This window comes from Paenibacillus sp. FSL H8-0317, assembly GCF_045040685.1.
Lineage (GTDB): Bacteria > Bacillota > Bacilli > Paenibacillales > Paenibacillaceae > Paenibacillus.
In genome coordinates, this window is record NZ_CP150294.1 from 6,626,100 (window position 1) to 6,651,579 (window position 25,480).

Sequence of the window (25,480 nt, forward strand, 5' to 3'; positions counted from 1 at the left end):
TCTACATATAAACGAGTAACAACTTATACGTTGAAACGGAAGTGCATAACGTCGCCGTCGTTTACAACGTACTCTTTACCTTCAAGACGAAGTTGTCCGCGCTCTTTGGCACCGTTCATGGAACCCGCTGCTACCAGATCATCGTAGGAAACAACTTCTGCACGGATGAATCCACGTTCGAAGTCGGTGTGAATGACACCCGCTGCTCCAGGTGCTTTGGTACCTTTGCGGATTGTCCAAGCACGAACTTCCTGTACACCTGCTGTGAAGTATGTGTACAGACCGAGCAATTTGTAAGCCGCTTTAATCAACAGGTTCAGACCAGAATCCTCGATACCGAGTTCTTCCAGGAACATTTGTTTATCTTCGCCTTCCAGCTCAGAGATCTCTTCTTCAACCTTTGCACTGATTGGCACCACTTCTGCGTTCTCAGCAGCTGCGAATTCTCTTACTTTTTGCACGTAAGCATTGTTCGCCACGTCGCCGATTTCGTCCTCAGCTACATTGGCTGCGTACAGAACAGGCTTCAGGGTAAGCAAGTGCAGATCGCGCACGATCAGAAGCTCGTCATCCGTAAGTTCCATGCTGCGTGCCGGCTTGTCATCGTACAAAACAGCCTTCACTCTCTCCAATACTTCTACTTCTTGAGAGGCAGTCTTGTTGCCGCCCTTCATGTTTTTCTTGGAGCGATCGATTTTCTTCTCAACACTCTCGATATCGGCCAGGATCAGCTCCAGATTGATCGTCTGGATGTCGCTCACCGGGTCAATTTTACCATCGACGTGTGTGATGTTCTCATCTACAAAGCAACGTACCACGTGTACAATTGCATCTACTTCACGAATGTGGGCAAGGAACTTGTTACCAAGACCTTCGCCTTTGCTCGCACCGCGAACCAGACCAGCGATATCTACAAACTCAAACGCCGTTGGTACTGTTTTCTTAGGTACAACGAGTTCTGTCAGTTTGTCCAAACGCTCATCTGGTACTTCAACGATCCCCACGTTAGGGTCAATCGTACAGAACGGATAGTTTGCCGATTCGGCACCTGCTTGTGTAATAGCGTTAAACAACGTAGATTTTCCGACGTTCGGAAGCCCTACAATTCCTGCTTTCAAAGCCATGTATATGACAACTCCTCATTGATTACTTGTTCGGTATGGATAATCCTATACATTATATATGACAAACCTCAAGGCATCAAGGAACTTCGCCAATTCGACCAGAGCACCATCCGCTTCCCGAAATCTCCGGTTACTGCGGATAATTCGTTTTGCGCAGATCTTAAGTTTTGCCTAGAATATCCCCTATTAGGTTTACCCTTTGATTTCCTTATACATCGTCAGATCCGTCACCTCGTATCCCATCTTGCGATACAGGCTGCTCGCCCGCACATTATGTCCAAAGACATGCAAACCAATGCGATCCACGCCAAGACTCAAGGCCGTCTGTTCAAGCGCCTGCATTGTCTCTGTTCCGTATCCCTTACCACGGTGTGCTTCTTCAACCACAATATCCAGCAAAAAAGCATCTTTCCCACGACGATTATCCGTGATATTAAACCAGATATACCCCACATTTCCGTCCACAGGGTGCACCAGATTGTAGAGATACGCTCCAGGTGTTTTCAAGCCTTCTGGCAGATAACGTTCATAAGATTCCTCCGCCAGTTGCTGTGCCTCTTCCTCAGCCCAGGTGCCCGCTTCTACTTTTTCCTGTGCAAAATCCTTAATCGATCGAATGCAAAAACTCGCATAATCTTCCTGATTCATTGGAGAAAGTTCCAAGTTTATCCCCTCCTTATTAAGAGTGATCTTAATTATGTATGAACTCTGTGCAGTCCTTTTTGCACTACTAGTATCTTATTGTATCCTGTTCTCTCGCTTAGCGCATGAAGTTATTCTGACGATTCGGTTTTCAATTTTCATATTTATCCATTTTAATCAAAACTTTTGATCTCTTCTCATCGTTTATACCTCATAGGAAAGGAGTGGATCATATTGAACACACGTCGCCGATTCTCCAAACAGAAAATGATTATCTTATCCGCTATCATACTCGGAATCGCCATAGTCGCTTTTATGAGCTTTCTGAATGCAATGGATCCCTTTCGCCACTTAAGGATCACGATCCACAATCAGTCCGACTATGACATCACCAATATTCAGGCAAGCCTGGTCCAAGGCGACAACTCGTTAAACAACAATGAGAGTGGCTCCACCTACGTATTCGATAAAGATATTCCCAGCGGAGCAAACGTGAAATTCGCCCCGCAGCTGAAACTTTCTGGGGAGGGCGCCGTCTCCTTGGCGTTTACGGACAGCCGCGGAAAAACCTTTAACAAAACGGTTTGCGGTTATACGGAATACTTGTCCGGCAATTCCTACGTTACTGTAACCAATGAGAATATCACCGTGAAAGAGGAATGTATGTAATAACGATACTTCGCTCGTTGGACTTATGTTAAAATATAGGGGCGAGCGACCCGCCAAAGTTTCTCGCCCAAAGCCGATTGAATTATTCAATCGGCTTTTTTATTTTAACCTGATTGTATTGATTAATTAGATCATCCAGGACCATAGATTGCTGTATAACATGAGGATGAAGCAGATTTCCATAGTCCATCTTGAGTTGATAGAGCTTTTGTCTCGCTGCTTCGATCTGCAACTTGAGCTCACCACAATCCATATTCACCCCTCCCTGTTGTAACATTCTAGTCCATTCTGCTAATTAGTAGGAAATCAGGCGAACTCCAACACGAAAAAGCTCCCTTCAACGTAGACAATTCACCATTCTACTTGAGGGAGCAGCTCATATTCAAAAAGCGTATTTTCAGAAATGCTGGTTAACTCCCTGTGCCGTGGCCATTAGTTGTCACGATTACTGGACGGTCTTTTTCAACGGGGATGGGTTGAGTAGTAGGAAAAACAACGCCTACTGTGATACTGCATGTAACTATCAATATTGCCAATTTCATCTTCATTCGTCATCAAACCTCCCGAATCATTTTTTTGTATCGTAGTTTAGCTTCTTCGACTGCAAAACACCGAAATTCTTCAAATATTTTTATACACTCTAGAATACTATCTTTATTCTTAATTTTATTTGCAAAATCCAAACCGTTAAGAATCAACTCAAATCCTCTGTTATAATCTTGATGTTTTAAATAGTATGTACCTAGGCCCACAAGCAAAGTACCATATTGATCATTCGTATATTGCTCGCTGATTTTTCCAATACGACTGCTTTGGTCCTGATACATGAAATAAGATTGATACTTTTCAAGAATCGAAGAAATGTTCATATCATACCGATTCGCTGCATTTACAATCGCACATAAAGCAGGAAAGATCTCATTTTCTCTCTCCGAGATATAGTTCATATAACTTTGGATAACCTCTGTTTTACCTGACATTAGTTCATATAGATATCGATTGCCTTCTGCCCATTCCTCGAACTGACGAATAACAACGGTTTCCTCTTCGCTCGGATCATTTATCCAACTATAATCGGTGTACAACGAAACATACTGAAGTGCTTCTCCATATTCTTCATAATAAAAACAAGCCTCTCCAAGCATCAAATAAGCGTATAAAACATAGAATATAATTTGCTTTTTAGGGTTATCTTCCGCTACATTTACTTTTTTCTTCAATTCATAATGGATCATTGCTTTTAACTTTAACTGATCAGCAAGGCTCCTCACCTTATCCCATCGGCGCAATGAAGCATACACATTCATCAGATCGTTCAGTCCATCCAGCTGGTAAGGCTCGTCTAGCCGATCTACAAAAAACTCGAACTGGGTAGCAAGTGCAAGATTACTCATCTGATCCTTGGAAAGCCCGATTGTGAACAAACGATACTGACTTAGAGCCAACCGTTCAGAATGTTGCATTTTCTCACCCTCGGCTACACATACATACAAGGGCTTGGCCGCTTCTAACTTCCCTTCACGATATAACTGTTCAGCCAACTCGAACAAAAGCGGTGCATAGGAAAGATTATCCATAATTAGATTAACGGCTTCTTCCATATAATCGACCTTACCGAGTTCGGCACAACGGTATAAAAAAGGCCCCAGTCTTCGCCAATCCGGGCTTGTATGTACAAAACACTCATGTATGTATAATTCATAGAAGTAACCCTCTGTTAAACCCATCCCGGCAGTTAGTCGATCCAACTGCTGCATGCCAATGGTACGTAGCCCGTTCAGCGTACCACTCAACGTCCCTGAGTTGATTCCCGATATCTCAGAGAATTGATTGAGTGTCATATGGTTCGTTTTTAAGTAGTCTGCTAAATGATCACGTATTGTGGCTACTGAGTTCAAAGGTACACCACCTTTCCAAGCAAAATTAAGCAATGGTCAATTAAATAATACTATATTTTTGAATTTAATATCAATATTTTACTTGTAAATAATTTACTTTTATTATAAAGATATTTATCTGCTTTGCTTAAAATGTTGTAAAAAATAGCCTGGAAGAGGGCTGGAGAGCCTTGTCATAGTATGCGTTCAAGCATCAAATTCATATCCACACGGTTGGGAGTCCACAATAAGACATCCGTGAGAAATGTCATCGCATCCATACCACTCAATCTGTCCACGATTGACTCCAGCATCTCTCTTGCATTTCCTGTGATATGCTCAGCCAGGACTAACCCTCCAGTATCTCCATCAATATATAAATGATCTATATGTGTAACTCTCTGTACATGCCGAAGCCATAACGTACCTTCATCTACATAAATGATATAGCGCTCATTCATGACATAACCTTGGTAAATATACATTTCTCGATCTTGGTCAAAGGTGTCGAGGATTAACAAAGCACGTTCAAAATGGTTTGAGATTTTCATGACACTATTGCCCTCCCTTAAAAAGAATGAGACTCATTATTCATAATCATTATGAGAAATAACCATTAGGTAAATTTAAAACATTATTGATTTTGATTTTAAACCACAAACAATTTAACGCCAAAAGTTTAACGTCTATTGATAATATACCCAAACTTTATAACGTTTAACGATAAACGTCAAGTGATTATTTTAAAACATTTAACGTTAGGTTATCATTAAAGTGAAAGGTGGAATTGGCTATGTCTATAAAAATAAGATTGGGCGACACTTTAGATGCAGCCAGCGTCACTAAAAATGCACTGGCTAGAGAAGCAAAAGTTAGACCGAACCTTATCTATGATTTGTGCGAAGGAAAAACGAAAAGGCTTGATTTAGATACCTTGAATAATATCGTGAACACTCTACGGGCACTGACAGGAAATGACTACACTCTTAACGATGTGTTAGAGTACATACCGGATGATCACAAGGGATAAAAAAACAAACTGGACAAACATTTTCAATGGAGCGAAATGTCACTTTTAAAGAAAATCAAAAAAATCCGTCCATTTTTACTTTGGACGGATTTTTGTATTGTTACTGACTCCTGATAAATGTGAACCCGTATTTAGCCATGTTTAGTACGGCTAAGTACGAGTTCACATTATGGCACTCTGACTACGGGAGGAAACTTCATGGTAACCCAGTCAAAAGTATTTCAATTCATGCTCTCAATACGTGGTTTGTAACTACAAACCCCCACAGCGGACTTTCTCCGCCTAGTTAATCGCCATGCATGGCGCACAAAAAAAAGAAGCTTAGTTAATACTAAGCTTCTGATTACGATCTATGGTTATACCAAACACTCAATGATTATACTCTGTAATTCGTTGCTTAATAACTGTTATCCGTATAAACCCCTGACATTCCTAAACCATCATAGACATAACTATATTTCGAAAAAACTTCTCCTGTCTTTGTACCATTATAAAGATAATTCCCTTTATAAATCCCTTCTACGCGAGCATAACTTTTTACTCCATTGTTTGCGATGGAATACACCAAGCCTCCACTATCACCACCGATTAGCCCACCGTACTCAGTTCTCACTAAATGCATTGGGTTTCCAGGAATACTTAGATCAGAATCTATTACTTTCAAAAGGGAAGTACCCGTGCCACCTTTAGAAGTAGCATGAATTTTAACGTAATCACCGACTTGTCTATACGCCCCGGAATAATCAGTAGTACCAACGGTCATTGTACTTCCGTTAAGGAATACACTTGGCTTCACTCCTGATACATATTTCACAAAACCAGCATCATAGCTCGAACTTGAGCTATTATTTGCATTTGACATTGTACCAATAGAAGCTGATCCATCTGACAAATCATAGTATGTGCCGTTTGAACAGTGTCCTGCAGTCACACCAACATCATTTCCACTCGCTCTTCCATTAAAACCAAGACTACACACTCCCCAGGAATTTCCATCAACGTATCTTTCAATACGTTCACCTGGGAATAAATCATAAGCATTGTCTTTAATTTCAACATCGCCAACTATCCAATTAATCATATCTTCATTTAAATAGTTGCTTACAATCTCGTCCTTTTTGCTATCTAAATTCTCTTGCGTAATGTAAACATTGACTTTATTCTGTGTGGTATCGATTCCCACGGCTTCAAGGTCTAAAGATTCCGCATTTTTAAATATTTTTTCCTTTCCCTCGTAAAGTTCATTTTCGCTGTACTTTACATATTTGAATTTCAGTTTATCTGTCTTTTTGCTTTTACTCTTCAGCACTGTTTCGAGGTTATTACCCGCAAGGCTTTTAGCTTTGCTTTCGCTAGTTAGAAGTATTACATTGGTTCCATCTTCTTCGGTATACGCTCCAGCATAAGCATCTTTAAAGTTAGCAGCAATGTATTCCTGCAATTGGACACGATCATTCTGTGCCAGGGAAAACTCCTTACCCTCGGAATCCTGAGCTACCGCTACTGTATTAACTGGAGCAGGTCCGGCATCAATGGGTATTTCAAAATGATTTGAAGCAGGATTCGGACCCCCCCCAAGTTCAGGACCATTTGCAAAAGCTGAAGAAGATAAAAGCATTATTGACATGGTAAACGTTGTAGCAATTGAGATCAGCTTTCTTTTCATTCTTAAACCAACTCCTTTTCAACAAAAAATTTCCTGGATATGCAGCAGGGGCACAACACATACCTCAACTTTTTTCCAGGTATACTTTTAATAACGTTGCTTCCAAGCAAAATGTTCCATAAAATACAAAAAATAGTATAAAATGTGTTTTATATACTTTCCGCTCTGACCGTCAGCTGGTTAGTAATGAATAAAACAATTGAAGATCTGCGCGATCGTATTGCAACATCCTTACTGAATATAGCGTCAAATATATATCAACTAATCGATCGGAGGCTGTTAAAGATGAAAACTGCGGGTATGCTGAAGTTGATCGCCCCTTTGCTCCTATTCGTTATTTCAGGCTGTTCATTTAACGAAGCGAATAATAAGCCGCTTTTCCTTCTGGATGTAGATGCACCAACTGAGGTCAAAATTAATGAACCGTTTAATGTAGAGGCCTTCTTACGGAATAAAGGTACAGATACGATTCAATTGGAGCATGGAGTAAATATGTTTACCTATACTCTTTTTGATGAAAAAGAGAAGGCTATAGATCTTGGAACAGAAAATTCGATAGTAAATGGTATTGGAATCAGCACATCCATCAAATCGGGGGGCAGTTATAGTTATGATGGTAGTGAGTATGTACCTTCGCCACAAAATGTACTAGAGTTAAAAACTCCTGGGACATATACTTTGGTAGTTCGTGCAAAGTTTAGGGCACAAATTGACGGTCAATGGAAAGATATCGAATTAACCTCCGCCCCTGCTTCATTAACTGCAAAGTAAAAAAATACTGACAAAAAGCGGATTCCGCTTTTGCATTCGGCTAGGTCACCCAATCATCTGTCTGATTTCTGTATTTAGTTTTTTGAACAATCTGCAGGAAATGATAGGAAATGACTTTACTCTTTCAGATGTGTTAGCGTACATACCGGATGATGATGGGTAAAAAAACAAACTGGGCTAAACATTGTCAACGGAGCGTAACGCTTTCTCACTTTTAAAGAGAAACATAAAAAATCCATCCATTTTTCTTGAGGCCACTGAAAAAGTTCTAATTTAGAAAAAGGTACAGTTTTTCAAGAAAAATTGAGTTATCATGAAAAGTAGGTGAGAGCAGATGATTCGACAACAACAAACTTTAGTCCTGAGTCCTTATGCGGTACTGTATGACATCGTCGTTCCGAAGGACAATATGCTCCGTCAAATCAGAGCTCGTGGACTTTACTTTCATTTATGAAGAACTCGAAGCGAAATATTGTTTGGACAATGGACGTAACGCCATTGATCCTATTCGCATGTTTAAATATTTACTGCTCAAAGCGATCTTTGAACTGTCTGACGTAGACATCGTTGAACGCTCGAAGTATGACATGTCGTTTAAATATTTTCTCGGTATGGCACCGGAAGATTCTGATATTGACTCCAGCTCTCTGACCAAATTCCGGAAATTGCGATTGAAAGATATGCTCATTGGTAAAACGGTGACGCTTGCGATCGAGCAGAGTATTGTGAAGAGCCCTGCCATTATCGTCGATGCTACGCATACAAAAGCGCGCTACAACTAGAAGTCACCGCAAGACATTCTACAAGACCGTGCGCGGAAGTTGCGCAAAGCGATATATACCTTGGATGAATCAGCCAAAACCAACAAGCAAAAAGCTCGAAGATGAAATAGAGTATTGCCAGAAGCTTGTCACTTTCGTTGAAACCGAATCTGGGATCGCACAAGTACCGAAAATTCTAGAGCCTCTGAACCTGCTGAAAGAAACGATCTCAGATGACGTCGAGCAACTTCGCCTGGCAGCAGACCCCGACGCACGAGTGGGACACAAGAGCGCAGACTCTGCTTTCTTTGGATACAAAACACACCTGGCCATGACTGAGGAGCGGATCATTACAGCGGCCGTTATCACAACAGGAGAGAAGAATGATGGAAAACAATTACAGGAATTAATCAAATAAATCAAAGCGGCTGGCATGCAGGTGAAGACCGTCATTGGAGACGCAGCTTATTCCGAGAGGGATAATATTGTATACACCCACAAAAATGAAATTGCACTTGTAGCGAAATTGAAGCCACTGATTACGCAAGGAAACCGTAAAAAGGAAGATGAGTTTCTGTTTAACAAGGATGCAGGGTTGTATGTGTGTCCAACTGGGCATATGGCCGTCCACCAGGCTCGGCAAGGCAAGAAAAGTATCGGTAAAAACCAAACAGATACTTATTATTTTGATGTAGAGCGATGTGTGCGTTGTGCACTGAAGGAAGGTTGCTACAAAGAAGGTGCGAAAAGCAAGACATACTCCGTTTCGATAAAATCGGAAGAACATTCCAAACAAATGGCATTTCAAGAAACAGAATATTTCAAAAAGAAATCCAAAGAGCGTTACAAAATTGAAGCGAAGAACAGTGAACTTAAGCATGGACACGGGTATGATATAGCCACATCCTCGGGTTTACTTGGCATGCAATTACAAGGTGCAATGGCCATATTTGCTGTAAATTTAAAACGAATATTGAAGTTAGCAGAGTAAGGAGAACAGAGAACACAAGCGAATAATGCCAAAAAAAGAAGACATCACTCCCAATACTTGGGTGTAAATGTCTTCTTTTTTGGCTAAACGTTATCCACTACTTGAAAAAGTAAAGTTCTTCAGTGGCCTCATTTTTCTTTGGACGGATTTTTTGTATTCTCATAACTTCTAAATTGTATTAAAACAAAAAAAGTCTTACGTACTTATCCATGCTAAAGCATGAGATAGACAAGACTTTGTAAGGATTTGATTATATTTGGCACCCCATATACAGAACCAAATATAGATGACACAAACAGCGTTGACCCGAGGAATTTCAATCCACGCACTGGTCTGGCGTTTGAAATCCCGTTCGGCATGACTTCAATCCACGCACTCCACGGAGTGCGACTGCGAAAAAATACGTAATAAAGTCATCAAATTCAAACATTATCACGTATTCTCAATCATTATGCCAAATTACAGAAAAGTTTGTGATAAAAAACATCCTTCAACGAACACATGTGTTGCCAAAAGGTCACGAAAACGATGTTTTCGACAAAATTCGAGGTGCGAATCCCCCAAGGAAATCATGTGAGCTTGGGGTTCGCACCTGCATTTCCACCCTCACTCTACCGCCGTTCCACCAGACGTAACGTCTGTTTCAAATCCTCGATCCGACCAACCCCGATGCCAAACATCACGGTTCGCAGCTCGAATTCGACCTGTTCCAATCGGTTATTCAGCGCATCATCCGAAGCGACTGCGGATTCGAGTAGAGATCGGCCAAAACCAGCCAGATCCGCACCGAGCGCGAGGGCTTTGGCCGCATCCACGCCAGTGTGTAGTCCACCACTACCAATCAGAGCGCCCTCTGGATTCAGCGCTCGTACTTCCTGTATACACTCCGCTGTGGGAATGCCCCAGTCGGCAAAAGCTTCAGCAGCTGCCCGGCGTACCGGGTTATTGTTGCGGTACTTCTCTACCTGCACCCAGCTTGTACCTCCAGCGCCGGCTACATCGATAAACGCAACGCCAGCCTCATAAAGCCCTTTCGCCGTCACGCCATCGATACCAAAACCTACTTCTTTTACGCCAACAGGCACGTCTAACTCACGACACAAGTTCTCAATCCGTTGAAATAAGCCGCTGAAGTTGGTATTACCTTCTGGCTGAAACACTTCCTGCAACGTGTTCAGATGAAGCACGAGCATGTCCGCACCCGCAATATCTACCGCACGCTGGAAATCAGCTGTGGTGAAGCCATAGTTCAGCTGCACCGCACCCAGGTTGGCAATGACCGGGATGTCCGGTGCCCAGCGCCGCACATCGAAGGTACTCGCAAGTTCCGGCTGTTCTACGGCAGCCCGGATCGAACCTACGCCGAGCGCCCAGCCTCTGGCGTTTGCTACTCGAGCGAGGCGCTCATTGATGGCGCCCGTTGTTTTACTTCCACCCGTCATTGAACTGATGAGCAAGGGTGTACGTACTTTTTTGCCAATAAACGTAGTCTCCAGATGCACCTCTTCAAAATCCAGTTCCGGCAGTGGGTGATGGCGAAACGCATACCTCTCCATACCGCTGGTTACCCCTTCTCCTGCCACATTCTCCTCAAGACAGAGGCGCACGTGCTCTAGCTTCCGTTCTCCCGTAGCCACTTCGGGAAGCAGCCGTTCGCCGGCTCGCTCTTGTTCATTCATGATGAGACCTCCTATGTGAGAATCGTGCGGATCGACAGGATAACCTGCCTGTTCCTAGCTTCTATGTATATACGTCTTTTGCAAAAGACAAAAACATTAATCCTATAAGCATTACAGCTCAGCAGTTTAACTCTATCCAGTATAACGTTCCAAACCAGCTATTGAAAGGATGCCCCGACACCAAATGTCTCACTTAAATCCCGGAGCACCACTATCTTATACCTACTCAAAAGCACGGATCATCTGTCGCATCTTCAAAGCTGGTTAGAAGAGACGATGCACACGTACATGGATCAACAGAACACATTTCACTCCATCATCTCCACAACGAACTTATCTCAAGATTTCCGATGCCAACTGCTCTCCAACAAGCTGACCGGACAACGTCACAATTGGGGTTCCGCCGCCTGGATGCGTGGTTCCGCCGACGTACCAGAGTCCTTGTACATCTTTGCTTCGATTGCCTGGTCGCATGAAGGTCTGCTTCACTGAGTTGGACGAGATGCCGTAGATCGACCCTTGATGCGCCAAGGTATCCCGTTCGATATCTCGCGGCGTGTATCGGATTAGCACATCGGATTGGTTCAACCCGGTGATTCCCCGTCCTGCCAACTGTTCCAGCACAAACGCTCCATAACGTTCCGTCTGCTGCTCCCAATTCCATGAATCCGACAAGTAGGGGGCATTGACCAGAATGAATAGATTACTGGCTCCCGCCGGGGCCATGCCTTCTTCCGAATAACCGGAGTAACAGATGTAGATCGTCGGATCGTCTGGCATTTTACGGTCGCGGAAAATATGGCCAAACTCCGGTTCATACCGTTCCGGGAAGAACACCGTATGGTGCAGTAGCGCATCATATTGTCTTCGCACACCCGCAAGCGTCACAAATCCCGAGATTGATGGCTCATATTTCCGTATGCGGGCATCGCTCATCTCTTTCCGATGTTCCGGTGCGAGCAGCAGTCGATTCACACTAAGCACATCTCCATTGGCAACCACCTGATCGGCTTCGCGGAAACCTTGATCCGTATCCACGCCTGCCACTTTGCCATTCCGAACAACAATCTGCCGGACCTCTGTGCCGGTAATGATCTGCACACCTTTTTCCTGTGCCAGCCGAGTCATTCCTTCGATCAGTTGATAGGTTCCGCCTTTGACTCCGTAGATGCCCACTTCTGCTTCCACATGACCCATCATGGCAAAGATCGAAGGCGATTGATACGGTGATGATCCCACATAGGTCGCGTACCGTCCGAACATAGCCATCGTATGCGGATGTTGGAAATACGAGCGCAGTAACTTATCCAGCTTCACCGTTGGCCGCACGCGGAGCAGGCTGCGCAGCATTTGGAGATTGTATTTGTCAAAAGGAGACAGCAGCAACTTACCCAGAAAATGACGATTGGCTTCCGCATACAGTGCAGCAGACTCATCCATAAATGCATCATAACGAGCTGCATCTTCCGGACTGTACGCCGCGATCTGCTCCTTCATCCACCCGCGATTACCTGACAAATCCACCACTGTTCCATCTGCGAATACATTACGCGTGCGTGGTTCTAACTCATATAACTGTACGTAATCTTCCATTGTTACACCCGCATGGTCGAAGACTGAACGAAAAGTGGATGGCATCGTGATCGTGCTCGGTCCCCGGTCAAAATGATACCCGTCCCGCTCAATCTGCTGCAGCTTGCCACCTACGTGTTGCTGCCGTTCCAGAATGGTCACCTGCACACCTTGTGAAGCCAGTCGTATCGCACACGACAGACCTCCAAATCCTGCACCGATTATAATGACGTTACCTCTCAACTGTACCGCCTACCTTTCCATACATACCCCTTGCCGGAGCGGCCTGCCTGCCAGGAAGCAAGTCCGATGGCAATGACACAGGCCATGCTGATCGGCTGCAAAAGGGCAAGCCACCAGGGTTGTCCGCCAGCATGATCCGCTACTCTTTTCACAGCCATACCTAATAATGTTCCTAATAGTCCATACAGAATGGACATCGAACTGCCCATAAGGAGTCCAATAATCAAGCCCAGCGGAGGCAAAATATACATCAGTGTATACATTAACATCGTACCAAGAAGTAGCACGTCTTTGCGTCCCATACCTTCGTACATGTTTTTCTTATATCCGTTCCATACTTCTGCCCCGTTCTGATACATGCGGGTATTTGTTACGTCATGCACGTCTGTCAGCATCACCGGATGACCTGCACGCTTAACCGCTTTGGCGAGACTCATGTCATCCACCAGATGTGCCTGAATGACAGCATGACCACCGGATGCTTCGTAACTGGAGCGATGAATCAGCAAAAAAGCCCCCGTAGCGGCCACAAACATCGGACTGGATGATCTGCGTATCATGAAAATGGGCAGATGACTAATGATGGTGAAAACCATCATGGGCACAACAAGCTTTTCCATCCACGTCTTCGTTACCTGATAAGGAAAACCGGTTACCAGCCCCCCGCTCTGTTCACAACCTGCTGCAAGAGTCTGCCGAATGGCACTTGGCTCCAGACGCACATCCGCATCCACGAACATATACCATTCTCCCTTGGCCTCCTGAACCAGCCTGTGACACGCATGAGATTTCCCCATCCAGCCTTCGGGAAGATCGACGCCATGCAGCAGACGCACACGTGCATCGCGATCCGCAATCGCTTGTACCATGGCCGCTGTCTCATCTTCAGAGCGATCATCCAGCACCAATACTTCCATCCGGAATCCCGATGTCTCGCTCGCGAGTACACTTTCCAGACATCCTTCGATATGTAGTCTTTCATTTCTGGCCGGAATCAGTACCGAGACCAGCAGGTCTGGTGGTTTTATCTTGTCTGCCCGGAATGACCGTACTTTGGGCAGACAGGAGACATTCCATAGAGCGAACAGCAACTGTATACCCAATATGCTTGTAAGCACAGTCCAGAAGATCTCAGATGCATTCATGCTAACGGTTCACCCGCTTTCGTGCCGCATCGTATTTTTCACTTGTCGAACGTACATGACGAATCAACGGAAGCGCATCTAGCAAACTTCCCTGCCCCACCCGTATAAGCTCTGATCTGTGATCGTCTAACTGCCGTTCCAACACATGACCGAGTCTGGCGGCAATCTCTTCACTCTTCCACGCTTTCCAGTCTTCTATCACAGGCGAGCCTGCCTGCATCGATATTTCCGGTAGATCATGCTGGACCATCCCATGGCACAAGGTTACCGGTACGGCGATGGCATTCGGGGAGCGACGAAGCAACAATCCAATGCCTGGACGGAACTGAATTGGTCTGGCCTCCTGATGCAGAATTTCTCCTTGTGGAAAAACCCAGACTCTTTTGCCCAAATCCAGCAGTTCACTGGTGTACTGTAGAGAGGTCCGAATACCGGACGCACTCTCCTTATTGATCGAATACGCACCCAATTTACGGAAAAAAGCATATTGCTGAAGCTGTTGCTCTTCCATCATCACATAATGATCTCCTCGTGATGTCTGCCTGGCCGCATGATAGAGCAGCAGACCATCCCACCAGGAGCTGTGGTTCATAAAATAGATCACCGGACGAGTCGGATCAATCGGGGAGTTGTCCCTGATATCCACCTGCGGGTCCAGTGACCCTGTAAGCGTGAAGGAGCGGAAGCGCCGACGCAGCAGATAATAATGATTGTATAAGGCAAAAATATGATTAAACGGTTTTGATTTTACGGCGCGAATCATAGAGCCAGCTCCCTTCGGCAAGAAGCACACCAGCAATGGCGATGATAAAGCTGCCTGTAATCCCTTCCTTGAGGGCAAGCAGGCCGAACAAAAGAATAAACAGCTGATACAACCATTTCGCACGCAGCAATGAGCTACGGTCATTAGGCATGGCCGGAAGGAAGAGGGACAGGAATGCACCCATGATAAACCAGCTTATGTAATTGGTCCACGGAACACCGTAGAATCCACCTGGAGCCTGCCATTCCCAGAATCCTCTCGCATGCGCAACAGGGTCGAGTACCAGATCAAGAACAATCGCCCAGAACCCGGTCTTCACTGCTCGAAGCAATTTGCCAGTCCAGGTTGAGCCGCCGCCACTTAACAGCGCCGAGTTACCAACCACTGCGATCCAGGCAAAACCCAGTGTAACTGGCACACTGAATAGATGAATCCCGAAGAAGTCTGAGTAAGCATACTCACCAAACGGCCAATGGGTATGCACGCCTACCCACTCTACGCCCATACCTCCAAGCCAGATGATTACAGAGGATACCCAGAGTCCGGGTTTCAGCCAGATGACTGACTGGTCGGACAGACCTGTCCGATTACGCCCTTGATAGATCAGATCCAGCACATACAATGCGTAGAAGATTAGAAATAAACCATTCGAAAAGGACAATACGTCAGGCACACCGATCGTTAGCATCAAGGTAGCTCCAATGACATACCACGCCCAGTAAAGCCACTGGATCATCAGGATACCGCCGTTCGGGAGGCTTGATAGGCCAGCATCGGGTAACGTTTCACAATCGCACCCAGCATCTCCAGTTTCAATTCATCGCTAACATATGCCCGCTTGGTGTATACGTCATAGTCGTTGCGTTCAACCGCGTGTAGAATGGTGGAGTAAAAGGCTGCTGCCAGCTCAATGGAAAACGCACTTTCCGTTGGGTACGTATCCAGACGATCCATGCCAATACGGAACCAGTTCAATGCTGCAGCTTTTAACTCATGAACAATGGCAATAAAGCGTTCGTCCACGACTCCGTCTTCAAAGTCCTGCTCCGTGTAACCATGCTTCTCCATGATCTCCAGCGGAACATACCGGCGCACTCTGGCCCGATCTTCACCAACATCCCGGATAATATTAACGATCTGCATCCCTTTACCCAAAGCAATCCCGTTCATGGCTACTTCTGCACCGTTATCATCCCGCAATACAGGCAACAACATCTCACCTACAGTTCCGGCCACCAGATAACAATAATGCTCCAGTTCCTGCATCGTTGCATAATGCGTTACTTTAAGATCTGTGAGTTGCCCTTCCATCTGACGGAAGAATGGCCCCTTATCCAGATGAGGAAAACTGCTGAACAACCATCTCAGTGCTGGCCAGATAAAGTGACCTTCCGCATCGTCTAGCCGATTAAACAAGTCATGGATCTCGTGTATCGTATAGGGCGAATGTTCCGGCTCGTCTACACTGTCATCAATCATGCGGCAGAAGGCATAAATGACATATACCGCTTCCCGACGTGGACTTGGCAGCCCTCTAAAGGCGTGATAAAAAGAGGAAGAACCCTTTTGCATCAACTCTTCACACCTGCTCAAAATCGCTTCATTCATGTTCCCATCTCCTTCATGAGTTGATTGACGGCCATACGTGCACTTTGCATTACAATTGGCACTCCGCCTCCTGGATGTACAGATGCTCCTGCTGCATATAATCCCTTTATATTAGGGAATGGTTTGGGTTGCGGTCGGTATACACCGGACTGGAACAATACAGGTGCTATACCAAAGCTTCCGCCCCCATAGAGCCCGTCTCGCTCTGCATCGGCAGGTGTACGTACCTTTTTCCACTTGATCGCTGCACGAAGTCCCGGGAATCCACGTCGCTCCGCTTCTTCCAGTACCCGTTCTGCCAATGCTTCGCTCTCTTGATCCCAGTCGACACCTTCGGCATCAGGCACCGGAATGAGGAAATACAATACACTCTGTCCTGGAGGTGCTGCAGTTTCATCCAATGCGACCGGATTAAATACGTAGAATGAGGACTTTGCCGGAATGCGTCGCTGATTGAACACTTCCTGTAAGCTACCTTCAAGGCTCGGTGGCAGGAAGAACTGGTGTGTTGTTGCATCTTCCCAGGTTTTGTCCACACCCACATAGAGCAATACACATCCGGAAGAGGGACGATACGGTTTTCTTTTCCACGCTACCTCTGGTGATTGTCCAAGCAAACCTGATAGATGGGGGAAATCACCATTGTAGATAACTGCATCCACATTTTCTGCGCCGGCTGCCGTTTCTATACCTTTACACACACCATTTTCAATCGTGAGTCCGGTCACTTCGGAATTCAGCACAACACGTCCACCACGTGATATCAGTTCCTGTTCCAGAATGGCTGGCAATGCCGCATATCCACCTTTAACCATCCAGATGCCGTATTCATGCTCTGCGTAAGGCAAAAGGGAGTAGATTCCTGGCGTCCCAAACGGTGATCCACCGATGTATAGACTTTGCAGAGAGTAGGCGTCAAGCAATTCCTCATGGTGAAAATAATCGCCTACCGCTTTCCGAACACTTTTGTGTGCACGCAGTCTGCCCATGAGGGACATGAGCGAAGGGGTGAAGAAATCCCTTTTGCGCGGAAAAGCCCTTTCCAGAAACGCTGCCCGGCCTGCCGGAAACAACGTGTCCATATCTTTCATAAATCGTGTGAATTCTCGGCTCTCTCCCGGGAACAAACGTTCAATCTCCGCCGTCTGTTCTTCTCGTGAGGTCATCTTGGTCATGACACGACCACTGTGGTAATGCACTCTGTATAACGGATCACAGCGAAGTAACTCAATCTTCGAACGATCTACGCCCGCTTCCTCCAGTATGCCAAGTAACATCTCCGGCAGCAGTACGATCGTTGGCCCCTGATCGATCCGGTATTCCCCTTCCTGCTCATATCCAATGCGTCCGCCAACGCGAGAACCCCGTTCATAGACGGTGACATCCCAGCCCTGACGGTTCAATAACAGCGCAGAAGTAAGTCCACCAATCCCTGCCCCTACAATAGCGGCCCGCTTCATGAATGCCCTCCGACTTCTGCCGTCTTCACGTACGAGGATGGTTTAGAGCTTGTGCGTGCGTCCTCTTCCTGAATCAGTCTGACACTGATCCGTGCCGATTCGAAGATCGTGGGCAACCCGCTGCCCGGATGTGTCCCTCCGCCTACCAGCCATACACTTTTCAACTCTTCAAACTGGTTATGGGGACGCAGATACATCATCTGACCCAAATTATGTGCCATATTAAACGTTGCTCCGCGATACACATCCAGTTCAGTCTCCCAATCAAGTGGAGTGAACAGCATACATTCTTCAATACGGCTGCGTATGTCGGCCAGCTCAGGAATGCCTTCCATGCGTTTCATCATGGCCTCCTGCACATTCTCCCGCTCTGCCTCCCAATCAATGTCTGCGGTAAGGTTAGGCGTAGGCATAAGAACATATAAAGCAGATTTCCCTTCCGGTGCCAGCGTCGAATCAAGTCTGGAAGGGTTATGAATATATAGAGATGGATCGGCTGATAACATTTTATGCTTGGTAATCTCATCAACGTTCAACCGGTAGTCCTCGGGAAAATAGATCGAGTGATGCGGAAGGGCCACCTCACCGTCCACGCCCAGATACAGCATCGCTGTGGAGCAGGAGTATTTTTTACGTTTCATTTTCTCCGGGGTATATTTCTTAAGCACGCCCGGTTCGAACAGATGATTCACCGCATGTGCGAAGTCGGCGTTCACCACCACATGGTCCGCTTCGATGCGTTCACCGTTCTCAAGCAACACACCTTTTGCACGACCATTGCGAACGATGACCTGTTTCACCGGGGTGGAAGTATGTATTCGTCCTCCGTATTCTTCCACGACATCAGCCATGGCTTGGAAGATCCGATTCACGCCGCCAATGGGGTGGAACAATCCGTAGTGATGCTCAATAAACGATAGTATGGTAAAGGTACCCGGACAATCCCAGGCAGACATGCCGAGATATTTGGATTGGAATGTAAATGCCCAGCGCAGACGCTCGTCTGTAAAATAGCGGGACAAGATTCCATAGACTGTATTGTGGACATCAAGCTTGGGTAGAGCTGTTACCGCATCCTTGCGCAAGTAGTCAGTCAGCTTGCCAAAAGGACGACGGAGCAAAGGCATGACTTTGCCAAACTTCACTTCTTCTTCTTGCATGAACCGAAGGTAATTGTCTTCATTGCCAGGAAACAATTCCTTAATCTGTGCAGCTGTATCTTCCCGATTACGAGAAGGCGTGAACACCTTATCACCAAAGTTCAGTGCGTACAGTGGGGTTAACTCTTTCATATGCACATAATCAGATAACTTACGTCCCACCACGTCAAACATCTCTTCAATCAGCTGAGGCATCATCAAAAATGTTGCACCCCGGTCGAATCGATATTCACCCAGTTCCAATCTGGCAGAACGCCCCCCGATGACTGGCTGTTTCTCATACACATCTACCTCGTACCCCTGACCGGACAATAACATCGCTGCTGCAAGTCCACCCGGACCTGCGCCAATGACAGCTGCACGTTTGCGTTGTTGATTCGGTATCATGCCACTCACCTTTCTATGTAGGGAATTCCTATAGTTCTCTAGCCCCTAACCTATTATTAAACCACCCAAGAACACTTTAAGCGGTAACTAGCAAAAACATTATACAAATATAATACAAATATTATACGACCTTGTAAACCAAAAAATGACCCGTTGGTCAAAATACTCTACTAATCCATATATAAACACAAAAAACACCCTTTGATCACTTTCGTCAAAGGATGTCCTTTATACACTAACCTATTCATTGAATGATACGATATGTTTAGTTATGTGCCTGTCCAAACCTCGCACCAGGTGGTCGATCTGCGAGATACTCACGTTCTATCCATGACTGCCAATCCGCTGAATCCTCTGGCATAATCCATTGCGGGTAACGAGCATGTTCTGCACGCTCATAGCCCTTTCCACCAAGTACGAAGCGAATATGTGGAAACTCGTTTTTAATCCGTTCTATAAGTTGATCACACCGTTCAAGAAGCCCTGGACTTGTGATCGAAAGGCAGACCAACTTGATCTTCTGCTCCCGGATAATCGGAAAGATACCTTCTTCTGGCGTGTTCGCACCAAGATACAGTACTTCCGCTCCATTTTTGCGCATAAAGAGAGAGAACAGCAGCAATCCGACCTGATGATGCTCCCCTTCCGGACACAACGCCAGAACTTTGGGCAGATGCGGATAGATCGGGAACAGATGGAAAAACTGATAAAACCGCTGTGAAATCAGCTGTGTCATGAAGTGTTCCTGAGCCACCGAAGCCCTGCCTTTCTCCCATGCATCACCAACCCGAACCAGAATGGGCACCAACACATGATAGAACATCGAGTCATACCCATACATGGTGAAACCAAAATCAATCAAACCATTGGCACGTTCACCCTGAAAGTTGTAGAGCGAGTCATAGATCTGATCTGCCATGCGTGCGTAGGCTTCTTCCATCGTAGGCACCGGAGCCATGATCGGCATGGGCACAGCCTCGGGCGGATTTAATTTGTTTACTTTCAACATCCGTACCGCTTCCGAAATATTGGTCTGATGCAGCTCAACCTGCTCTTTCAACCAGCGCAGATCCGCAACATTCTCTTCGGTATACATTCGATACCCCGATTCCGTCCGCTCAGGGGTGACCGCACTATACCGATTCTCCCAAGCCCGGAGCGTCACCGTCGGGATACCGAGCATGGCAGCGACTTGTTTGATGGAATACACCTTATTACCCACTTTCTTTCCTAAATGTCCAGATTTCAAAGGTTATATCATTGGTTCCCCGTCCTTGTCAGGCATATGAAAACCCTAACATTCTACAAAAATAATACACTCATTATACACAACGCTCAGACACCTGTCGATTACATCCTGCCAATTTTGCCATATGCATTTTACCGCTACATCAGTTATTCTACCGGGTTGTCCTGCGTCAACGTTATCATCCGTGTGGTAATAGAAGTCAGCAAGTACAGAAGGGGGAGTCCACCGTTGGTCTCATTACGCCGCCATACATCAGACCGCAAGTCTTCACGCGGCAAATTTCCATACATACGAACAGGACTCGTCCTATTGGTCCTATGGCTCATCGCCGTCATGCTCTATCAGACCTACAAACCATTACCACCAGGGATTTCCTACGAAAGTCCGGAGTATCGTGTGGATCAAGTCGAGTTCCTGCATGACCTCACCTACCCTTCATCTGACGGACAGATGCAGCACGAACAACAGATTTTCCAGCGCATGATGCAAATTGTGGAGGAAGCAGAGCAGTTTGTCCTGGTGGATATGTTCCTGTTCAATAATTATCAGCACAAGGGACAGAACTTTCCTCCCGTGAGTACTGAATTCACCGAAGCGCTGGTTGCAAAAAAAAATCAACATCCTGATATGGACATCTGGTTCATTACAGATGAAGTAAATACCAACTATAACTCAGCACCCAATCCGTTGCTGGAACAAATGAAACAAGCAGGCATTCATGTGGTCATCACGGATGTGGACCCTTTGCGTGATTCAACTCCGGTATACTCTGCGGTCTGGCGTACCTTCTTCCAATGGTTCGGCCAATCCGGAGATGGCTGGATCAAAAACCTGATGGCCACGGATGGCCCGGATGTAACGGTCCGTTCCTATCTCAAGCTGCTCAATGTGAAAGCAAATCATCGCAAAGTTGTTGTTAGTGAGAAGACGGCGATTGTCTCTTCTGGCAATATTCATGATGCGAGTGCCTACCACTCGAACATTGCATTTGAAGTAACAGGTCCAATCATTGGCGATATTCTTCAGTCAGAACAAGCTGTTCTCGACTTCTCAGGCGGAGACCAGGTTCCTGCCTACACAGCTCCTTCCCCGGATTCGAATACGGGAGATTTACGAATTCGCTATTTAACTGAAGGCAAAGTGAATGACGCTGCACTCCATGAGATCAATCAGGCTGGCAAAGGTGACACCTTATGGATGGGCATGTTCTATGTGGCCTCTCCGAAAGTATTGGAAGCCCTGCTGGAAGCCGCAAAACGAGGAACCGAGATCCGGCTTGTACTTGATCCAAATGAAAATGCCTTTGGTCAGGAGAAGATCGGCATTCCGAACCGTCCTGTCGCTGCTGAATTGCACGATAAATCCGACGGTAAAATTCAGATCCGCTGGTATAACACCACCAAGGAGCAATACCATACCAAGATGATCTATCTTGCCAAAGCAACCGGTGATCATATTGTCCTCGGGGGTTCAACCAACTTCACACCTCGAAACCTGAATGACTACAATCTGGAGAATAATCTATGGGTTGCTGCTCCTCCAGATAATAAGTTCACGCTTGATATCGCGAATTATTTCGAGCGTATTTGGAATAATAATGATGCCGAATTCACGTTAGACCTGGATGAGTTCCAGGAGAAGACTACGTTTTTGAAAGGTATCCTATATAAGCTGCAACTGATTCTGGGTTTTACAACCTTTTGATCAAAAACCACATTCATACCTGTTATGTCCGTCTGTACTCTACTGTGCAGGCGGATATTTTCATCTTGACAGGCGATGTGAAGTGTGAAAATATAATTACCTAACGACCGTTAGGAAGGTGATTGAATGACTGCACAATCCATTCGGGATGCAGCCCTGTTCCATTTTGCAAGAGATGGCTATGAGGGAGCTTCTCTGAGAGCTATTGCTGATGAAGTCGGGATTAAAAAACCGTCCATATATGCGCATTTTAGCTGCAAGGATGACTTGTTTTTACACACACTGGCCTTTGCTTTTCACGAGGTAAAACGGCACACACTGGAATATTTCCGTGATCATGCGGATCTGCCATTGGAGCAGCGGCTGAAAGGCTTGTTGATCTGGTTCGAACAAGAATACAATGCCCATGCTTCGGCTCGATTGATGCTGCGTAATTGTTTTTACCCACCCCTTTCTCTGTATGGCGAAGTGATGGATCAGGTGTATCCGTTTATCGATGGCATGGAACGTGCACTGACTCGTCTGCTGCAAAGGGCAATGCGCACTGAAGATATTCCAGCCATTCCAGCAGAACAAGCCGCTATTGCATTTATGACGTTCCTCGACGGGATTACCGTGGAGATTATTTATGGAAGTTCCCGTCGCTACAAGAGACGGCTGGAAGCATCCTGGCCTGTCTTCTGGCATGGCATTCATCATTTGAACGAAGAGGCACAAAGTGTTGTGCCGGAAGGAGATTCAACAACATGAACCGCAACTGGTTATATGTATTTATCGGTGGAATTATTGAGATTGTCTGGGTGAGCGGGCTGAAACATGCCTCGAATGCCTGGGAGTGGTCTTTGACGGGGATTGCCATCGTGATCAGCTTTGGACTGATCATTGCCGCTTCCAAAAGGCTACCTGTGGGTACGGTGTATGCCGTCTTTACGGGAATTGGTACAGCGGGTACCGTTCTTACGGAAATGGTACTGTTCGGTGAGCCGTTCCGCTTAGCCAAAGTATTGCTCATCGGGCTGCTGCTCTGCGGCGTAATCGGGCTAAAACTGGTTACGGATCAGCAGGAAGCTAAAGGAGGTGCAGTATAATGGCTTGGATGGCAATTGTAGGTGCAGGGATATGTGAAATTTTCGGCGTAATCGGTATTAATGGTGCTTCCACTAAGAAAGGATGGCCATACATCGTACTTATGCTGGTGTCGTTTGTGTTCAGCTTCTCGCTGTTGTCCTACGCCATGACGTCCATTCCGATGGGCACAGCGTATGCCGTGTGGACGGGGATCGGGACGGTCGGCAGTACGTTAACAGGCATGTTCCTGTTTGGTGAACGGAAAGAAGCGAAGCGTATCCTGTTCATCGCGATGATTTTGGTGGCAGCCGTTGGTCTGAAACTGATCACATAACGGAACAACTGAATTACACTCTATAACTCCAGTGATAGCATATGCTTCCGAAGAAGCTTTCTTACAGAAAGCTTTAAGGCGAACACTTCGTTTCTTCAAATTGGTTCTGCAACTCCGTTATCGTGTAATTTTCAGCTTCCATTATGATATCTATTAAATTCTCTAATACAAAAAAAAGACGACTTCAATCAGGAAGTCGTCTTTTTTGGGGAATGATATAAATAGGGAACCTCTTTATACTTTGCTACGTAAGAAAGGATGTCGTAATCATGAGAAAATTATTGGCATGCATGGGCTCTTTTACCGGGTATACCCTTCTGATTGGCATGGCCATCTTCTATCTCATCGCTCTAGTCGCCATTATTATACTCGCCTTGTACGCCTTCACTGGAGGAAACTAACTTAAGCGTTCTTGATACCTTATCCATATCGTACATACAAGCTGCACCTTGTTACTTGCCGTCTCTCCTTCCCTTTGATCAGTCTCTTTTCCCCATATACATTTTCCAATTTACTCCCATTTGAATTCCTTCAACCAGATCGTTTATACTTATTTTGACCTTAAAGTCAATTCAAGAACTCACAAGTTCCCTGATGAGGTGAATGCATCGTTAATGAACCCTATACATGAGATGAATGAGAAGAAAAAGCTCATCATTACTACAGCACTAAAGTTATTCTCATCCAAAGGCAGTGCTGCAACATCCATGCAAGAGATTGCAGAATTATGCGGGATGTCCAAAGGCAGCCTCTACATCATGTTCAAATCCAAAGAAGAATTAGAAGCCAGTACTCTGGAGTACTGCATGTACACACTCATGGACGAGATGACACAGATTGAGCATGAAACCAGCCTCACCTCGCGTGAACGTCTGCAAAAGCAGATTGAGACACTGCTCATCCATGTTGCCGAACTTAAGGAGTTTCTGCGAGTACAGATGCGCAGCATGATGATGGATGATGAACAGCAACGCAAGGAACAATGCCATCCGCTGCAAAGAGATCTGGAGGTCCGTACCTTACATTGGTTTAAGGATAAGCTGGAGGAGCAGTACGGGTCGGAGATTGAACCTTATACGATTGACCTTATTTTGCTAACACAGGGGCTGTTCCTCTCCTACGTCAAGATCTGGTTTACAGAGATGCCGTCCCTTACTGTTACCAAAATGGCAACAAATTTACTGCAAATGATGGACTATGCAGCGCACGGATTCCTTAAGCAGAGACCTTTGCCTTTGATTCCTTTGGAGGACTGGCCTGCCTGGATTACCGAACCTCATCCGGATTCCACGGTGATGCGGCATCCTATTCATATTATCAAGCAAATGCAGGATATTGCTGCCTCCGAATTGTCTGCTGGGCAACCGAAGAATGATGTACTTGAGACCATTGCCATTCTCAGGCAGGAGATGATGGAATTCACGCCGCGGCGTGCCATTATTCTGGGTATGATGCACAATCTGGAGAACGTAACTGCCATTCAACCCTTGCACTCCGAGCTTCAGCATATTCTGGATGCCATGTATAGCCGGTTCATCCAAGCTGACTCGTCACACACATAAACAGGAGAAACAGAG

24 protein-coding genes and 1 pseudogene are annotated in these 25,480 nt (G+C 45.7%); 10 read left to right on the plus strand and 15 right to left on the minus strand.

The genetic code is table 11. From position 1 onward, the window contains the following. Positions 1 to 23 precede the first annotated feature (23 nt). Both ychF and MHB43_RS29575 read right to left on the minus strand, forming a co-directional pair. Entirely contained in the window at positions 24 to 1,124 is a 1,101-nt protein-coding gene (gene ychF / locus MHB43_RS29570) for a redox-regulated ATPase YchF (RefSeq protein WP_017691917.1), read from the minus strand. 192 nt (positions 1,125 to 1,316) lie between these two features. Beyond that, positions 1,317 to 1,787 carry a GNAT family N-acetyltransferase gene (locus tag MHB43_RS29575; protein WP_339179940.1) on the minus strand — a complete coding sequence of 157 codons (471 nt, stop codon included), beginning with the start codon at positions 1,785 to 1,787 and terminating at the stop codon, positions 1,317 to 1,319. 213 nt (positions 1,788 to 2,000) lie between these two features. Here MHB43_RS29575 and MHB43_RS29580 point away from each other — a divergent pair, with 213 nt between their 5' ends. Beyond that, positions 2,001 to 2,435 carry a hypothetical protein gene (locus MHB43_RS29580; protein ID WP_339179941.1) on the plus strand — a complete coding sequence of 145 codons (435 nt, stop codon included), beginning with the start codon at positions 2,001 to 2,003 and terminating at the stop codon, positions 2,433 to 2,435. A gap of 82 nt (positions 2,436 to 2,517) precedes the next feature. Here MHB43_RS29580 and MHB43_RS29585 read toward each other — a convergent pair whose 3' ends face one another. The 3 genes from MHB43_RS29585 to MHB43_RS29595 form a co-directional block, all read right to left on the minus strand. Next, complete coding sequence (locus tag MHB43_RS29585; protein WP_101313549.1) at positions 2,518 to 2,688, minus strand: aspartyl-phosphate phosphatase Spo0E family protein; 171 nt, start codon at positions 2,686 to 2,688, stop codon at positions 2,518 to 2,520. Positions 2,689 to 2,989: 301 nt separating this feature from the next. Then, positions 2,990 to 4,333: a transcriptional regulator gene (locus tag MHB43_RS29590; RefSeq protein WP_339179944.1), complete on the minus strand. Its 1,344-nt coding sequence runs from the start codon at positions 4,331 to 4,333 to the stop codon at positions 2,990 to 2,992. Between the two features lie 173 nt (positions 4,334 to 4,506). Next, positions 4,507 to 4,863, minus strand: coding sequence for a hypothetical protein (locus MHB43_RS29595; RefSeq protein ID WP_339179947.1), 357 nt, complete (start codon positions 4,861 to 4,863; stop codon positions 4,507 to 4,509). A 242-nt stretch (positions 4,864 to 5,105) separates the two neighbouring features. Here MHB43_RS29595 and MHB43_RS29600 point away from each other — a divergent pair, with 242 nt between their 5' ends. Further along, on the plus strand, positions 5,106 to 5,342 hold the full coding sequence (locus tag MHB43_RS29600) for a helix-turn-helix transcriptional regulator (RefSeq protein WP_076253622.1): 237 nt from the start codon (positions 5,106 to 5,108) through the stop codon (positions 5,340 to 5,342). A gap of 397 nt (positions 5,343 to 5,739) precedes the next feature. Here MHB43_RS29600 and MHB43_RS29605 read toward each other — a convergent pair whose 3' ends face one another. Beyond that, positions 5,740 to 7,008 (minus strand): hypothetical protein, encoded by a 1,269-nt coding sequence (locus tag MHB43_RS29605; RefSeq protein WP_339179951.1) that lies wholly within the window; start codon positions 7,006 to 7,008, stop codon positions 5,740 to 5,742. A 285-nt stretch (positions 7,009 to 7,293) separates the two neighbouring features. Here MHB43_RS29605 and MHB43_RS29610 point away from each other — a divergent pair, with 285 nt between their 5' ends. After that, positions 7,294 to 7,779 (plus strand): hypothetical protein, encoded by a 486-nt coding sequence (locus tag MHB43_RS29610; protein WP_133386110.1) that lies wholly within the window; start codon positions 7,294 to 7,296, stop codon positions 7,777 to 7,779. A gap of 334 nt (positions 7,780 to 8,113) precedes the next feature. Further along, positions 8,114 to 9,531 (plus strand): annotated as a pseudogene (locus tag MHB43_RS29615) (IS1182 family transposase). Between the two features lie 611 nt (positions 9,532 to 10,142). Here MHB43_RS29615 and fni read toward each other — a convergent pair. The 9 genes from fni to MHB43_RS29660 all read right to left on the minus strand — a co-directional run bounded on the left by fni (position 10,143) and on the right by MHB43_RS29660 (position 20,758). Beyond that, the gene (gene fni / locus MHB43_RS29620; RefSeq protein WP_339179954.1) at positions 10,143 to 11,210 is read right to left on the minus strand and encodes a type 2 isopentenyl-diphosphate Delta-isomerase; all 1,068 of its coding nucleotides are present in this window, start codon (positions 11,208 to 11,210) and stop codon (positions 10,143 to 10,145) included. 333 nt (positions 11,211 to 11,543) lie between these two features. Further along, positions 11,544 to 13,025 carry a phytoene desaturase family protein gene (locus MHB43_RS29625; protein WP_339179956.1) on the minus strand — a complete coding sequence of 494 codons (1,482 nt, stop codon included), beginning with the start codon at positions 13,023 to 13,025 and terminating at the stop codon, positions 11,544 to 11,546. Continuing rightward, positions 13,022 to 14,170, minus strand: a complete 1,149-nt coding sequence (locus tag MHB43_RS29630; RefSeq protein ID WP_339179958.1) for a glycosyltransferase family 2 protein — start codon at positions 14,168 to 14,170, stop codon at positions 13,022 to 13,024. Before MHB43_RS29630 ends, MHB43_RS29625 begins: the two co-directional genes overlap by 4 nt. 1 nt (position 14,171) lies before the next feature. After that, complete coding sequence (locus MHB43_RS29635) at positions 14,172 to 14,933, minus strand: lysophospholipid acyltransferase family protein (RefSeq protein WP_339179960.1); 762 nt, start codon at positions 14,931 to 14,933, stop codon at positions 14,172 to 14,174. Beyond that, on the minus strand, positions 14,902 to 15,669 hold the full coding sequence (locus tag MHB43_RS29640) for a carotenoid biosynthesis protein (RefSeq protein WP_339179962.1): 768 nt from the start codon (positions 15,667 to 15,669) through the stop codon (positions 14,902 to 14,904). Before MHB43_RS29640 ends, MHB43_RS29635 begins: the two co-directional genes overlap by 32 nt. Further along, the gene (locus tag MHB43_RS29645; protein ID WP_339179965.1) at positions 15,669 to 16,541 is read right to left on the minus strand and encodes a phytoene/squalene synthase family protein; all 873 of its coding nucleotides are present in this window, start codon (positions 16,539 to 16,541) and stop codon (positions 15,669 to 15,671) included. The genes MHB43_RS29640 and MHB43_RS29645 overlap by 1 nt, the downstream gene beginning before the upstream one ends. Further along, on the minus strand, positions 16,538 to 18,001 hold the full coding sequence (locus MHB43_RS29650) for a phytoene desaturase family protein (protein WP_405130923.1): 1,464 nt from the start codon (positions 17,999 to 18,001) through the stop codon (positions 16,538 to 16,540). The genes MHB43_RS29645 and MHB43_RS29650 overlap by 4 nt, the downstream gene beginning before the upstream one ends. Beyond that, on the minus strand, positions 17,998 to 19,548 hold the full coding sequence (locus tag MHB43_RS29655; protein ID WP_339185463.1) for a phytoene desaturase family protein: 1,551 nt from the start codon (positions 19,546 to 19,548) through the stop codon (positions 17,998 to 18,000). Before MHB43_RS29655 ends, MHB43_RS29650 begins: the two co-directional genes overlap by 4 nt. A gap of 265 nt (positions 19,549 to 19,813) precedes the next feature. Further along, positions 19,814 to 20,758: a MerR family transcriptional regulator gene (locus MHB43_RS29660; protein WP_405130924.1), complete on the minus strand. Its 945-nt coding sequence runs from the start codon at positions 20,756 to 20,758 to the stop codon at positions 19,814 to 19,816. Positions 20,759 to 21,025: 267 nt separating this feature from the next. Between MHB43_RS29660 and MHB43_RS29665 the strand changes: the two genes are divergently transcribed. From MHB43_RS29665 to MHB43_RS29690, 6 genes are all read left to right on the plus strand, one after another. Continuing rightward, on the plus strand, positions 21,026 to 22,501 hold the full coding sequence (locus tag MHB43_RS29665; RefSeq protein ID WP_405130925.1) for a phospholipase D family protein: 1,476 nt from the start codon (positions 21,026 to 21,028) through the stop codon (positions 22,499 to 22,501). Positions 22,502 to 22,627: 126 nt separating this feature from the next. After that, a complete protein-coding gene (locus tag MHB43_RS29670) occupies positions 22,628 to 23,251 on the plus strand; it encodes a TetR/AcrR family transcriptional regulator (RefSeq protein WP_405130926.1) in 624 nt (207 codons plus the stop codon). Further along, positions 23,248 to 23,589 carry a multidrug efflux SMR transporter gene (locus MHB43_RS29675; protein ID WP_221825442.1) on the plus strand — a complete coding sequence of 114 codons (342 nt, stop codon included), beginning with the start codon at positions 23,248 to 23,250 and terminating at the stop codon, positions 23,587 to 23,589. The genes MHB43_RS29670 and MHB43_RS29675 overlap by 4 nt, the downstream gene beginning before the upstream one ends. After that, complete coding sequence (locus tag MHB43_RS29680) at positions 23,589 to 23,903, plus strand: multidrug efflux SMR transporter (protein WP_017691901.1); 315 nt, start codon at positions 23,589 to 23,591, stop codon at positions 23,901 to 23,903. The genes MHB43_RS29675 and MHB43_RS29680 overlap by 1 nt, the downstream gene beginning before the upstream one ends. A 269-nt stretch (positions 23,904 to 24,172) precedes the next feature. After that, positions 24,173 to 24,304, plus strand: a complete 132-nt coding sequence (locus MHB43_RS29685; RefSeq protein WP_272907692.1) for a hypothetical protein — start codon at positions 24,173 to 24,175, stop codon at positions 24,302 to 24,304. 213 nt (positions 24,305 to 24,517) lie between these two features. Beyond that, positions 24,518 to 25,465 carry a TetR/AcrR family transcriptional regulator gene (locus MHB43_RS29690; RefSeq protein WP_237177381.1) on the plus strand — a complete coding sequence of 316 codons (948 nt, stop codon included), beginning with the start codon at positions 24,518 to 24,520 and terminating at the stop codon, positions 25,463 to 25,465. Positions 25,466 to 25,480 lie beyond the last annotated feature (15 nt).

Coding starts and splice junctions, on each gene's coding strand:
- ychF (WP_017691917.1), bottom strand. CDS start 1,124: ATGGCTTTGAAAGCAGGAATTGTAGGGCTTCCGAACGTCGGAAAATCT.
- MHB43_RS29585 (WP_101313549.1), bottom strand. CDS start 2,688: ATGGATTGTGGTGAGCTCAAGTTGCAGATCGAAGCAGCGAGACAAAAG.
- MHB43_RS29595 (WP_339179947.1), bottom strand. CDS start 4,863: ATGAAAATCTCAAACCATTTTGAACGTGCTTTGTTAATCCTCGACACC.
- MHB43_RS29600 (WP_076253622.1), top strand. CDS start 5,106: ATGTCTATAAAAATAAGATTGGGCGACACTTTAGATGCAGCCAGCGTC.
- MHB43_RS29605 (WP_339179951.1), bottom strand. CDS start 7,008: ATGAAAAGAAAGCTGATCTCAATTGCTACAACGTTTACCATGTCAATA.
- MHB43_RS29610 (WP_133386110.1), top strand. CDS start 7,294: ATGAAAACTGCGGGTATGCTGAAGTTGATCGCCCCTTTGCTCCTATTC.
- fni (WP_339179954.1), bottom strand. CDS start 11,210: ATGAATGAACAAGAGCGAGCCGGCGAACGGCTGCTTCCCGAAGTGGCT.
- MHB43_RS29630 (WP_339179958.1), bottom strand. CDS start 14,170: ATGAATGCATCTGAGATCTTCTGGACTGTGCTTACAAGCATATTGGGT.
- MHB43_RS29635 (WP_339179960.1), bottom strand. CDS start 14,933: ATGATTCGCGCCGTAAAATCAAAACCGTTTAATCATATTTTTGCCTTA.
- MHB43_RS29640 (WP_339179962.1), bottom strand. CDS start 15,669: ATGATCCAGTGGCTTTACTGGGCGTGGTATGTCATTGGAGCTACCTTG.
- MHB43_RS29645 (WP_339179965.1), bottom strand. CDS start 16,541: ATGAATGAAGCGATTTTGAGCAGGTGTGAAGAGTTGATGCAAAAGGGT.
- MHB43_RS29650 (WP_405130923.1), bottom strand. CDS start 18,001: ATGAAGCGGGCCGCTATTGTAGGGGCAGGGATTGGTGGACTTACTTCT.
- MHB43_RS29655 (WP_339185463.1), bottom strand. CDS start 19,548: ATGATACCGAATCAACAACGCAAACGTGCAGCTGTCATTGGCGCAGGT.
- MHB43_RS29670 (WP_405130926.1), top strand. CDS start 22,628: ATGACTGCACAATCCATTCGGGATGCAGCCCTGTTCCATTTTGCAAGA.
- MHB43_RS29675 (WP_221825442.1), top strand. CDS start 23,248: ATGAACCGCAACTGGTTATATGTATTTATCGGTGGAATTATTGAGATT.
- MHB43_RS29680 (WP_017691901.1), top strand. CDS start 23,589: ATGGCTTGGATGGCAATTGTAGGTGCAGGGATATGTGAAATTTTCGGC.
- MHB43_RS29685 (WP_272907692.1), top strand. CDS start 24,173: ATGAGAAAATTATTGGCATGCATGGGCTCTTTTACCGGGTATACCCTT.
- MHB43_RS29690 (WP_237177381.1), top strand. CDS start 24,518: ATGAACCCTATACATGAGATGAATGAGAAGAAAAAGCTCATCATTACT.